Consider the following 13119-nt stretch of genomic DNA (forward strand, 5'->3'; position numbering starts at 1 on the left):
ACCAATTCAGCACATGTGCAAGAATTTGTTAGTACATTAATGTTTGTTTTAAGTTTTCTTCTGTTTTAATTTGACCAGAATTAATTAAAGCATTGTTAGATTCCACATTGTTTTTTGCTCCCCAAAGGATTGAAACAAACTTTACGTTATTGTTTTTAAATGTATTGTTATTGATGTTTACATTAACAATTCCTCTGTGATTTAGCAACATTCCGTTTTTCTCTTTTGCTCCAGAATTTGTAAACGTACTATTAGTTACTAGAAGGTTTCCACCAATTGTAGACTCATCATAACCACCACGATAATAATCGATAACGTTTTGTTTTACGTTTGTGAATGTGCAATTATCAACAGTTAAATACTCGGTATTATAATCACCTCTATCGTTTGTTTCTTCAGATAATTCTAAACCGTTTTCACAGTCTGAAATTGAAGTATTTCTAAAGATAATTTCTTCGGAAAAAGATTGTTTATACACTTTTAAAGCATAATTGAAATTACTGATTTCTGAATCTAAAACTTCCAATCCAAAATGATTAGACATGTTCTTTTTTAAACTCGCGAATGCTTGCTGAGAACCTGTTCCTTTTAATTTAATATTCTTAACAGTTAGTTTTCCGTAAGGATGTAATTCGATAGCTGGCGTATTTGCTGCTCCTGCATAAACAATTTCAGCACTTCCATTAGATTGAATGGTTATTGTTTTGTTTACGATTAACGATTCTGAAATATTATAAACACCATCATTTAAGCTTAAAATATCTCCACTTTCTGCTGCTTTAAGTTTACTCACCAATTCTGAAGTATTTGTAACTGCATGTGTTGTAGCTTCTTTTTCTTCTACTTCATTTGAAAACCAATCTGCACCATACTTAGATTTATCTAACAAGTCTAAATTTATGTCTCCAGCTTTTGCAATTGCTCCGATTGTATTCGATTTTTCTCTAGAATTTCCTAATAAATCATTTATAATGGTTTCAAAATCGTAGCCTTTATACACTTCTACATCATCGAATCCTGAAGTTGGAACAGATAAATTTGAACCAATATCTGTTAAGGTTAAATCTTTCGTAATTAATCCATGGTCATTTTCAACCTCCACTCCATTATTATCGATAACATTACTAGCAAAGGTTACGCCATCTGCTTTATCGTGCTCGATAATTGGATTTGCATCACCTTCAGAATTATAAATAATGTTATTTACAACTTCGGTTCTTAAAGGTCTTGCAGATCTAATTTCCGACTTTGGTAACACGTCCGCTTGTGCAATATTTGTTCCTACACCAAATTGCCAAGGCGAGCTAGAATCTACAAACGTATTGTAAGCTACCACAACATCTGTAACTTGGTTGTAACGGTTTAATGGCGATTTTGGAATTCCGTTCATTATAGCAATCGGACTTCTAAAATTCTTACCTTTTATTTTGTAAAATAAGTTGTTAATTACCCAATGACCTGTGTTTATAATTCTTATTCCACCATATTGATCGTTTACACCATCACCAATAAAATAATTTCCGTCTACAGTAACGTAATTCCCGTGACGCGTAACCACAGAACCTTCACTTTTATAAAACACATTGTTTTTGATAATGTTGAAATTGGTTTTACTTGAAATAATTTCAACTTCACCATTACATTCTTCAAATAAATTATTTGCAATTAACGTGTTACTTGGACTCATTGATGTAAAACTACTTCCTAACTGAATTGTTTCACCTCTTGCACCACCTTTTCTTGGTCTTGGACCAAAATGATTATTAATAATTTTATGGAAGTTTCTAATACTTTGGTTTCCTTTTAAATCGACTCTTAATGTTGGACCACCATTTGTTTTACCAGCAAGATAAGAGTTGCTAAATTCGTTGTGTTTACCATATAACTGCACCCAAAGATTGTCTTGATCGCGCTCTAAATTATTATAATCTAAAATAACACAATTGGTAACTTTAGAGTGATTAGCTACTTCCTTTTCACTTGTTCTAAATGCGATAACATTTGTTTTTGGCGAGTGTCCGTTTCTAAAAAATAAACCGCTCACTTCTATGTAATTTCCGCTAATTTCTAAACTAGATGTGCCTTCTATAAATACTTTTCCAGGTGTTTCTGCTTTTAAAGTAATTGGTTGATTTTTGGTTCCTTCGCCAGTAAGTATAATTTCGACATCCTTGTAAGTTCCATTTGTTAACACAATATTATCTCCAGCTTTCACTTCTTTTAAAGCCAGATTTAATTCCTCTACATTACTAACCGTAATTTGGTTATCTATAGTAGGTTTACTGCATGCTATTAGCAGAATTAATAAGCATAATATTGATGTTATTTTTTTCATAAGAAACTTTAATTTGTAAATTTTAAAAAACTAAAATCTAATTATAGACTATTTGTGTTTTATTAATTACTGTTTTATTATTTTTTGAATTAAACTTTTTCCGTCTGCTTCGATTTTAACAATATACACACCAGCATTTAAGCTTGAGATGTTTAAACGATTATTATTTAATTTGTTTAAAGAGAGTACATTGTTGCCTAATATATCATACATCGAAATTGAAGATATTTTTGTATTATTAGACTCAATATTTATAAAGTCTACAACAGGATTAGGATATATTTTAAAATCTAAAGTATCATTCTCTACCACCTTTAAAGTTGTATCCGACACTACTATTTCATTTGAATAATTAAAAGCTTTATCAACTGCATAAATTTTGTAGTAATTACCTGTTAAATATGTATCTGTAAAACTTGTATCGGTACCTATATATACAACAGTCCCTTCTAATCCACCTGTACCATTTGTAATTGTATTTCCATACTCATATATACCATTTTGGTTGGGATCGTTATCATCGTTTGGCATTGAAGTGTACTTAACAACTACATAACCTCCATTATCTACACCTCCAATTGGAGCAGTCCAACCAACTGAAGCTACTCCTGAATTATTAGCATAAACACCAGATGTTGGGCTATTAGGCGCTACATCATCATAAGATCCAGAATACACTACAAAATCGTCTATTCTTACTGTATCTGTATACCCATTATCGTCTCCATCTAATCTTGCTACAGCCCAATTAGAAGCATTAAAAGTAGAGCCTGTTGTTAAGGTTCTATAAGTTTTTGTATAAGTATTAGGAGCAAAAACAGTTACATCTGTTGTATTAGATGCAACACCTCCTGAAGTATTATTTAAATAAATTCCTGCATCTAAATCGTCTGTTGGATTTGTTGGAGCTGAATAAAAATATTGAACAGTATATTGAGTATTTGTAAGTATTGGAGGATTTGTAGGAGAAGGTGATTGCATCCTAACATTATTAGCTCCTACCGCTACAGCCCATGCTGCAGAGAAATCTCCAGTTCTTGCTAATGTTGCATCATCTGTCATTTCATAAACAGAAGAGTTACCTGTTGAAGACACCGTCCATTCGGTTTGAGCAATTCCTGCCTCTCCACTACCTGCAGAACTCATAGTTGCGTCTGCCACTTGATTTTCCATACCACCATCCATTTCAGGGAATTCGCCTATTACTTGACCAACAGAAGGCGCAGTTGTAGAAGATGTAAAAACAATTTGCGTATTAACACGTTCGGCTTTTCTTTGATTTAATGTAGTTGGCGCTGATGATGAACCAGCTCTATAATTTAAAGACTGAACAGTTGTTGTATCCCAATGCCAATTTAAAGATCCATTACCTGAAAACAATAAATTTGGCTGTGCTGCATCTGCCGGCACTAAATTAGAACAATCCCAATCCACAGCTATTTCTAGAGCACCACCTGTATAATTAAAAGCTGTAGACAAAACAAAGCTCATAAATCCTTCGACTCCTGGAAAATTATTAGATGTATTAAAAGTATAACTTCCAACAAGAGTTGCTCCATTTATAGCATCATCCCAACTACTATCTAGCGCCACAACTTCTGCTGCATTAGAATTCCTCATGTAAATAGTCATCGTGGCATCGCCAGAGGCCGTAATTATATTTGTAGAACCCAAATCAAAATTTATTTGAGAAATTGTCGCAGATGGAGCTAAAGCAGATAATTCTGCCTCCGAATAATATATACTTGCTCTCGAAAAAACAGAAGACGACCCATCGTTTGAACGCTGAAAAGGACCTCTAGTTGCTGATGCAGATGTACCCGTCCCTAAAGTAAGAGTTGTCTGTGCTTGGGCAAAACTTAAAAAAAGCACTGCTATTAAAAGTAGTTTTGTTTTCATATTTTTTTTAATTTTTAAAAGTTAGCTTGAGTTTAATGCGTTACACTTAAATTATAATATTTCACATATGAAAATGCATTTGGATTTGTGCTTCCCAAATAATTTCCAGCTTTAAAATAATTCTCAAATGGCCATTTAGATAAGCTTACATCTTCATAAACTAAAGGATCATTATCATTCAATTGAAGTTCTAATTTTCCTATCGAGGCCTTAATTTTAAAATTAAATTCCTCAAAACCAACATATCCCATATTTGTAGAAGCATCTACCCAAGTCGCGCTAGAAGTTTCCAACAAATCATCTCCAGATGTATTCTCATCTACTAAAGATTTTTTATAAGAATAAATAAAACCGTCTATCCAACGTATTTTTATTAATGGTGGCCCATTATTTGATGAAAAATTATGAGCTTCCATATCTTCTTCAGATATAATACCATGAATTTGCATTACAATTGTATTATGGTATTGCCTATTATTATTTTCATTGTCCTCAGATATATCTACAACTTTTAAGCGACCTTCCATTATTCCGCCTTGCTGTAAAGACCAATTATCTCTAGAGTTAGTAGGGTTTATTAACTCTCTTAATTCTGTTCTAGAGTAAGAACTATTTGTTGTTGAAACATCTGGGTAAGTATAAAAAACAAGAGAACTGTCATTAACATCATCATACATAAATGGCATAACTGGAGCCAAAGATTGATAACCAAAATTAACTAAATCTGTAGGTTGATACTCGTCTGGACTTCCATTATTATTCTCATCTACTGGCAATGTAATTTTCCAATTACTAAAATTAACATCTGCATACACAGGAGTACTATCTTCTTCAGAATCTACATTAATTATTGGTAAATTAGATTGAGAGGAAACATTAGTATCATCACTTTTAGAACAACTAAAAACAATAACAAAAAATATAAATGCAATATATTTTTTCATAATATTTTATCTTTAATTAGAATTGGTTTACCAGATTGGTTCACCAAATATAGATAAAATAATATATATTTGTGTTAATTTACTAAAGAAAAAAGATTTTAATAAAGCTTAAAGCCTTTTTGCAAAACAGATATCAAATCTTAATTATATTTAACAATAAGATAAATTAAATACTATTTAAATGCATCATTATTAATATATCAACAAAAACACGACAACAATAAAGAATTATTTATTACAATTTAGTACTTTAGAGACAACATTGAATACTATAAAATGAAAATAATACATATAAGTGCAGAATGTTACCCTATAGCTAAAGTTGGTGGACTAGCAGATGTTGTTGGTGCTCTTCCAAAATATCAAAATTTATTGGGTGAAACTGCGCAGGTTATAATGCCTTTTTATGATATTAATTTTACTCAAAAAAACGAGTTTGAAAGTATTTATGAGCATACTATACTTTTAGACAAAGACACTTACAGTTTTCGAGTACTAAAACCAGTAAATCTAAATATTGGTTTTGATTTATTTTTGATTGACATACCTGAATTAATCTTTAAAAACTATATTTATTCTTATGACGACTCTACGCGTTTTTTAGCTTTTCAGGTTGCTGCTCTAGATTGGATTCTTACATTAAAAACAAAACCGGACATTATACATTGCCATGATCACCACACAGGATTAACTCCATTTATGCTTCAAGAAAGCTACAAATACAAAACTTTAAACAAGATTCCGGTAGTTTCTACAATTCATAATGCACAATACCAAGGTTGGTTTTCTCATGAGAAAGTAAATTTAATACCCGAATTTAATTTTGATAAAGTAGGATTATTAGATTGGAGTGGTACAATAAATCCTTTAGCTTCCGCAATAAAATGTGCTTGGGCAGTAACTACAGTTTCTCCTAGTTACATGGAAGAACTTAAAATTGCTGCTAACGGTCTAGAGTCTTTACTAAGTGATGAATCTCAAAAATGCAAAGGTATTTTAAACGGTATCGACACTAATGTTTGGAATACCGAAAACGATACATATATAAAAAAACAATATTCCATAAATAATATTATTAAAGGAAAACAAGCTAATAAGAAATGGCTTTGTAATACTTTTAATTTAGATATTAATAAACCTTTATTCGCTTTTATTGGGAGACTTGTAGACGAAAAAGGTTCAGACTTATTTCCTGAAACTTTTAATATTGCTTTACAAAAAAACGATATTTCAATTTTGCTTTTAGGCTCTGGCGATAAAGACACTGAATATAAATTAGAAGCTTTAAAAGAAAAACATATTGGCAACTACAATGCGTATATTGGTTACGACGAGAAACTCTCTCATAATATATACGCCGGAGCCGATTTCTTATTAATGCCTTCTCGAGTAGAACCATGTGGATTAAACCAAATGTACTCCTTGCGCTACGGCACAATACCAATTGTGAGAAGCATAGGAGGATTAAAAGACACAATTATAGATATTAAAGATAGTGGGTTTGGCTTTACACATAAAAACACTAGTGTTGAAGATATTTGTAACGCTATAACTAGAGCTACTACATTCTATAAAAATGAAAAAGCATTTCAGAAAACAAGAAAAAGGATAATGAACATAGACCATTCGTGGGATAATTCAGCAAAAAAATATTCAGAATTATATAAATCGCTAATAAACTAACCATGATTAACAACAAAGTTTTAAGTATTATTTTAGGAGGAGGACAAGGCTCAAGATTATATCCTTTAACTGCAGACAGGTCTAAGCCTGCAGTACCAATTGCAGGAAAATATAGATTAGTAGATATACCAATCTCAAATTGTATAAATGCTGATATTAAAAGGATTTATGTTTTAACACAATTTAATTCTGCTTCTTTAAATAGACATATAAAAAACACATATCACTTTAGTTTTTTTAGCTCTGCCTTTGTTGATGTTTTAGCAGCAGAACAAACCATGCAAAGCGACAAATGGTTTCAAGGTACTGCAGATGCAGTAAGACAAAGCATGCATCATTTTTTAAGTAATGACTTTAAATATGCTTTAATACTCTCTGGAGACCAGTTATATAATATGGATTTAGAAGATATGATTGCTAAACACGAAGAAAGTAATGCAGAAATATCTATTGCAACCCATCCAGTAAATGCAAAAGATGCAACTGGATTTGGACTCTTAAAAACAAACGACCAAAATATAATTACTTCCTTTATAGAGAAACCAGCAGCAGATTTATTACCAGATTGGACTTCAGATGTAAGTGATGAAATGAAAGCTGAAGGAAGAAATTATTTAGCCTCTATGGGAATATATATTTTTAATAGAGACTTATTAATTAAGTTAATGCAAAACCCAGATACTAACGATTTTGGTAAAGAAATTATACCGCAATCCATACACAATCATAAAACTTATAGCTACCAATACGAAGGCTACTGGACAGATATTGGTACAATAGACTCTTTTTTCGAAGCCAACTTAGGTTTAACAGACGATATACCAAAATTTAATTTGTATGCCGATGATAGAGTTTATACAAATGCAAGAATACTACCAACATCTAAAATTTCTGGCACCCTATTAAACAAAACAGTTATAGCAGATGGTTGCATAGTTCACGCTGCTAAAATCGAAAGAAGCGTTATTGGTATTCGTTCTAGAATTGGTAAAGAATCTGTTGTCCTAAATACTTATATGATGGGTAATGATTCGTACGAATCCTTAGAAAGAATTGAAAAAGAAAACATACAAATTCTATTAGGAATTGGAGACCGATGCTACATAAACAATTGTATAATAGATAAAAATTGTAGAATTGGAGACGATGTAAAAATTGAAGGAGGAAAACATTTAAAAGATATTGAAACAGATAGTTACCAAATAAAAGATGGTATAGTTGTAATAAAAAAAGGTGCAATAATCCCAAAAGGAACTATTATAAAATAATCAATTTTTACAATTACCATAAAAATATTATATGTCTAAAGTAATAGCGCACAGCTTATTTACAGATTTCGATATTAATTTATTTAAAGCTGGAAAACATTTTAAACTCTACGAAAAATTTGGGTCTCACATTACAACATTAGATGGTGTAGATGGTACGTATTTTTCAGTTTGGGCACCAACAGCAAAACAAGTTTCAGTTATTGGAGATTTTAACTTCTGGCAAGAAGGAGAGCATAATTTATTTGTACGTTGGGATAAAAGCGGAATTTGGGAAGGATTTATTCCAAATGTTGGCAAAGGAACCACTTACAAATACAAAATTGAAAGCCATAATAATGGAATTAAAACTGAAAAAGCAGACCCATATGCCAGACGTTACGAACACAATCCAAAAACTGCTTCCATTGTATGGGAAGATAATTACAATTGGAAAGACAAAAACTGGATGGCATCACGCAAAAAGAAAAATGCCATAAACGCTCCATTTTCAGTATACGAAGTTCACTTAGGTTCTTGGAAAAAACAAATTGAAGAAAATCGTTTTCTATCTTATGTAGAATTAGCAGACGATTTAGTTAAATACGTAAAAGAAATGAATTTTACGCATGTAGAACTTATGCCTATAATGGAATTTCCATACGACCCAAGTTGGGGATACCAAATAACAGGATATTTTGCTCCAACTTCACGATTTGGTTATCCCGAAGAATTTAAATTATTAGTAGACAAATTACACCAAAACGATATAGGTATAATTCTAGATTGGGTACCATCTCACTTTCCCGAAGATGCACATGGTTTAGGTTTTTTTGATGGCTCTTGCCTGTACGAACATCCAGACAAACGCAAAGGCTATCACCAAGACTGGAAAAGTTTAATATTTAACTATGGGAGAAACGAAGTAAAATCGTTTTTAATAAGTAATGCCATATTTTGGCTTGAACAGTTTCATGCAGACGGTTTACGTGTGGATGCTGTTGCCTCAATGTTATTTTTAGACTACTCCAGAAAAGAAGGAGAATGGGAACCCAATATTTACGGAGGAAGAGAAAACTTAGAAGCAATAGCTTTTATGAAAGAATTAAATGAAGCCATTTACGGAAACTTTCCAGATGTTCAAGCAATAGCCGAAGAATCTACTGCATTTCCTGGTGTTTCAAAACCTGTATTTTTAGGAGGCTTAGGTTTTGGCATGAAATGGATGATGGGTTGGATGCACGATACATTAGATTATTTCTCAAAAGATCCTGCTTATAGAAAACATCATCAAAACGATATTACTTTTTCTATAACCTATGCGTTTACAGAAAACTTTATGCTACCATTATCTCATGATGAAGTTGTTTATGGTAAAAAATCTATTTTAAATAGAATGCCTGGAGACGAATGGCAAAAGTTTGCAAATCTACGTTTATTGTATAGCTATATGTTTACACATCCTGGTACAAAATTATTATTTCAAGGTGCAGAGTTTGGACAAAGCGAAGAATGGAATTTTCAAAATAGTTTAGACTGGCATTTATTACAATACAAACCGCACAAAGGCACACAAGAACTTATAAAAGCATTAAACACGCTCTATAAAACTGAGCCAGCACTTTCAGAAAAGCAATTCTCGCAAGATGGTTTTGAGTGGATAGATTATAATGATGCTGAAAATTCAGTTTTAGCATACATTAGAAAAGGAAACAAACCAAAAGACAACCTTATTATTATCTGTAATATGACACCTATTCCAAGAGAAAACTACAGAATAGGCTTACCTAAAAAAGGAACATTAAAACAAATTTTTAATAGTGACGATAAAATCTATTATGGCTCTGGCAACTTTAACAATAAAGTTATAAGAACAAATGCTAAAGCATGGCAGTTTAGAAAACATTCTGCCGAAGTAAATTTACCTCCCTTAGCAATGATTGCCTTGAAGTATTCATAATTTAAAACGCTTATTTTAAGAAAAGCGTAATTACATCGTTTGCGTTAATAAATGGTGATTAATAATGTTTTTATTTTGCTAAGTTTTCCGTTTTTTTGTGTTAACCCACAGGATATAAACAAGATGAGTAAAATTCTCGTTTTTAATTTTCTGTTGGAAAATAAAAAATCTATTCCATGATAGTAAATACTGAACTAGAACAAAAAGGAAATTTATTTCCTTCAGAAATAATAAATTATAACAAAGATGTAGACACACTACATTTTTCTACAAAAAACGGTGTCGCACTTCAAGTAACAGTAGTAAGAGATAGCGTTATTAGGTTTAGATATAGTACAACTGGTAAATTTGAAAAAGATTTCTCCTATGGCATAACTATGCATGCTAGCAGAGGTTATAGTTTTTTAAATGTAGATGATAATGACACACATTATGTTATAACTACAAAAAAACTAATTTGTGAAATTAGAAAATCAAACTTACAAGTTGCTTTATTTGATGCCATCGACAAAAAAATAATTAACGAAGATGAAATTGGTTTTCATTGGGAAGAATCATACGAATATGGTGGCGATATAGTAAAAATGAGTAAAGCTTGCCAAAAAGCAGAAAGCTTTTATGGCTTAGGCGATAAACCCGTAGATGTTAATTTAAAAGGAAAACGTTTTGAAAATTGGGCTACAGACTCTTACGCCTTTGGTAAAAATACAGATCCAATATATAAAGCTATACCGTTTTATACTGCCATCCAAGACAATAAATCTTATGGTATTTTTTTCGACAATACATTTAAAACCTATTTTGACTTTGCACACGAAAGAAGAAATGTAACTAGTTTTTGGGCTCAAGGAGGAGAAATGAACTACTATTTTATTTATGGGCCTAAAATGGAAGATGTTGTTAAAAATTATACCGATTTAACAGGAAAACCACATGCTTTACCTCCTTTATGGGCTTTAGGTTTCCACCAATGTAAATGGTCTTATTATCCAGAAGCTAATGTAAAAGAAATAACAAAAACATTTAGAGATTTACAAATACCTTGTGACGCTATCTATTTAGATATCGATTACATGGACGGTTTTAGATGTTTTACATGGGACAAAAAGCATTTTCCAGACCCAAAAAGAATGGTTAAAGAACTTGAGGACGATGGTTTTAAAACCGTAGTAATTATTGACCCAGGAATTAAAATAGATTTAGAATACGACGTTTTTAAAGAAGCATTAGATAAAGATTACTTCTGCAAACGTGCAGACGGCCCATATATGAAAGGTAAAGTATGGCCTGGAGAATGTTATTTCCCAGACTTTACTAAACCAGAAGTTAGAGAATGGTGGTCTGGCTTATTTAAAGAATTAATTGAAGAAATAGGAGTAAAAGGTGTGTGGAATGACATGAATGAACCTGCCGTAATGGATGTTCCTAATAAATCTTTCCCTGACGATGTTCGCCATGATTACGATGGCAATCCTTGTTCTCACAGAAAAGCTCACAATATATATGGAACGCAAATGGCTCGTGCTACCTATCATGGTTTAAAAAAGTATGCATATCCAAAAAGGCCTTTTGTAATTACTAGATCTGCATATTCTGGAGCCCAACGCTATACTTCTACTTGGATGGGAGATAATGTGGCAACATGGGAGCATTTATCAATAGCCAACAATCAAGCGCAACGTATGGCAATGTCTGGTTTTTCTTTTGCAGGAAGCGATATTGGAGGCTTTGCAGAACAACCACAAGGAGAGTTATTTGCTCGTTGGATTCAATTAGGTGTTTTTCATGCTTTTTGTAGAGTACATTCTTCTGGAGATCATGGAGATCAAGAACCATGGGTATTTGGCGAAGAAATTACAGGTATTGTAAGAAAATTTGTTGAACTTAGATACCAATTACTACCCTATTTATACACTGCTTTTTGGCAATATATTAGTGAGGGAACACCTATTTTAAAATCTTTAGTATTATTTGATCAAGAAGATACTGGTACTCACTATAGAAGTGATGAGTTTATTTATGGAGAACAAATATTGGTTTGTCCTATTTTAGAGCCTAATGCCAAAGGTAGAAGAATGTATATTCCTAGAGGAAAGTGGTATAATTTCTGGACAGATGAAGTTGTAGAAGGCGGAAAAGAATTTTGGGTAGATGCAGACTTAGACAGTATGCCAATGTTTATTAAAGAAGGAGCTGTTATACCAAAATATCCAGTACAACAATATGTTGGCGAAAAAGATTTTGATGAAATTACTTTAGACATCTATTATAAAAAAGGAAAAGAAACATCTAATTTATATGATGACGCTCATGACGGTTATGATTATAAAAAAGGAAGATTTAGTTTACGCACTTTTAAAGTAACAGGTAAAAAAGAAGAGCTAATTCTACAACAACATAAACGTGGAGATTATAATGCAAACTACACTAAGTTTAATCTTATATTTCACAATTTACCATTTACAATTACCTCTCTTGAGATAGACAATGTGGAAATCGATTTAGAGCAAGTTTATACTAATGGTTGCCAATCTATTTCTATTAATAAAGAATTTACAGAAATTCATTTATTTGGAAAATAAATTATAAAAAAAACCTCTAAGCAATAATACTTAGAGGTTTTTTATTTGTTTTATATAAAGAGATTAAAGATTCACTTTCAAATCTGTATGTTCCCATTCTGAATAACCTCCTTTTAAATCGTATATTTTTTTAAAACCAGCCTTAAGCATTATCTCTGCACATTTGGCACTTCTACCTCCTTTTTGGCAATATAATATTACAGGCTTTTCTTTATCTAATTTTGATATATCTGCCTCAAAAGTAGGAGAATTATAATCTATATTTTGAGAGTTAAAAAGATGTCCAGATTGATACTCTACAGGAGTTCTTACATCTACTAATTGTACGTTATTTAAATCTTTTAAAGTTTCAATTTCTTCTGTAGACACTACAGTAATTCCTTGCTCTGTTTTTGTAGAACAACTAAAAAGACAAATAGCTAGTATTAAAACAATTATAGTGGCTGAATTTTTCATTTAATTTTTGTTT

General features: G+C 31.7%; 8 protein-coding genes. 4 read left to right on the plus strand and 4 right to left on the minus strand.

What is annotated here, in order from left to right; all coding sequences use genetic code 11:
• Positions 1-28: 28 nt before the first annotated feature.
• From BWR22_RS11855 to BWR22_RS11865, 3 genes are all read right to left on the minus strand, one after another.
• Positions 29-2335, minus strand: coding sequence for a chondroitinase-B domain-containing protein (locus BWR22_RS11855; protein WP_076733875.1), 2307 nt, complete (start codon positions 2333-2335; stop codon positions 29-31).
• Positions 2336-2401: 66 nt separating this feature from the next.
• On the minus strand, positions 2402-4234 hold the full coding sequence (locus BWR22_RS11860; protein ID WP_076733876.1) for a T9SS type A sorting domain-containing protein: 1833 nt from the start codon (positions 4232-4234) through the stop codon (positions 2402-2404).
• 32 nt (positions 4235-4266) lie between these two features.
• On the minus strand, positions 4267-5178 hold the full coding sequence (locus BWR22_RS11865; RefSeq protein WP_076733877.1) for a polysaccharide lyase family 7 protein: 912 nt from the start codon (positions 5176-5178) through the stop codon (positions 4267-4269).
• Between the two features lie 276 nt (positions 5179-5454).
• Here BWR22_RS11865 and BWR22_RS11870 point away from each other — a divergent pair, with 276 nt between their 5' ends.
• The 4 genes from BWR22_RS11870 (at position 5455) to BWR22_RS11885 (ending at position 12650) form a co-directional block, all read left to right on the plus strand.
• On the plus strand, positions 5455-6861 hold the full coding sequence (locus tag BWR22_RS11870) for a glycogen synthase (protein ID WP_076733878.1): 1407 nt from the start codon (positions 5455-5457) through the stop codon (positions 6859-6861).
• Between the two features lie 2 nt (positions 6862-6863).
• Complete coding sequence (locus tag BWR22_RS11875; protein WP_076733879.1) at positions 6864-8129, plus strand: glucose-1-phosphate adenylyltransferase; 1266 nt, start codon at positions 6864-6866, stop codon at positions 8127-8129.
• 31 nt (positions 8130-8160) lie between these two features.
• Positions 8161-10068: a 1,4-alpha-glucan branching protein GlgB gene (glgB, locus tag BWR22_RS11880; protein ID WP_076733880.1), complete on the plus strand. Its 1908-nt coding sequence runs from the start codon at positions 8161-8163 to the stop codon at positions 10066-10068.
• Positions 10069-10244: 176 nt separating this feature from the next.
• Positions 10245-12650, plus strand: coding sequence for a glycoside hydrolase family 31 protein (locus BWR22_RS11885; RefSeq protein WP_076733881.1), 2406 nt, complete (start codon positions 10245-10247; stop codon positions 12648-12650).
• Positions 12651-12713: 63 nt separating this feature from the next.
• Here the strand turns inward: BWR22_RS11885 and BWR22_RS11890 are convergent, their stop codons facing one another.
• Positions 12714-13106, minus strand: coding sequence for a rhodanese-like domain-containing protein (locus BWR22_RS11890; RefSeq protein WP_076733882.1), 393 nt, complete (start codon positions 13104-13106; stop codon positions 12714-12716).
• Between the last annotated feature and the right edge of the window lie 13 nt (positions 13107-13119).

The organism is Lacinutrix venerupis, assembly GCF_001971745.1.
GTDB lineage: Bacteria > Bacteroidota > Bacteroidia > Flavobacteriales > Flavobacteriaceae > Lacinutrix > Lacinutrix venerupis.

What these genes read in the sequence shown, in the direction of transcription:
- BWR22_RS11885 (WP_076733881.1), top strand. Translation starts at nt 10,245, where the DNA reads ATGATAGTAAATACTGAACTAGAACAAAAAGGAAATTTATTTCCTTCA.
- glgB (WP_076733880.1), top strand. Translation starts at nt 8,161, where the DNA reads ATGTCTAAAGTAATAGCGCACAGCTTATTTACAGATTTCGATATTAAT.
- BWR22_RS11875 (WP_076733879.1), top strand. Translation starts at nt 6,864, where the DNA reads ATGATTAACAACAAAGTTTTAAGTATTATTTTAGGAGGAGGACAAGGC.
- BWR22_RS11870 (WP_076733878.1), top strand. Translation starts at nt 5,455, where the DNA reads ATGAAAATAATACATATAAGTGCAGAATGTTACCCTATAGCTAAAGTT.
- BWR22_RS11860 (WP_076733876.1), bottom strand. Translation starts at nt 4,234, where the DNA reads ATGAAAACAAAACTACTTTTAATAGCAGTGCTTTTTTTAAGTTTTGCC.
- BWR22_RS11865 (WP_076733877.1), bottom strand. Translation starts at nt 5,178, where the DNA reads ATGAAAAAATATATTGCATTTATATTTTTTGTTATTGTTTTTAGTTGT.
- BWR22_RS11855 (WP_076733875.1), bottom strand. Translation starts at nt 2,335, where the DNA reads ATGAAAAAAATAACATCAATATTATGCTTATTAATTCTGCTAATAGCA.
- BWR22_RS11890 (WP_076733882.1), bottom strand. Translation starts at nt 13,106, where the DNA reads ATGAAAAATTCAGCCACTATAATTGTTTTAATACTAGCTATTTGTCTT.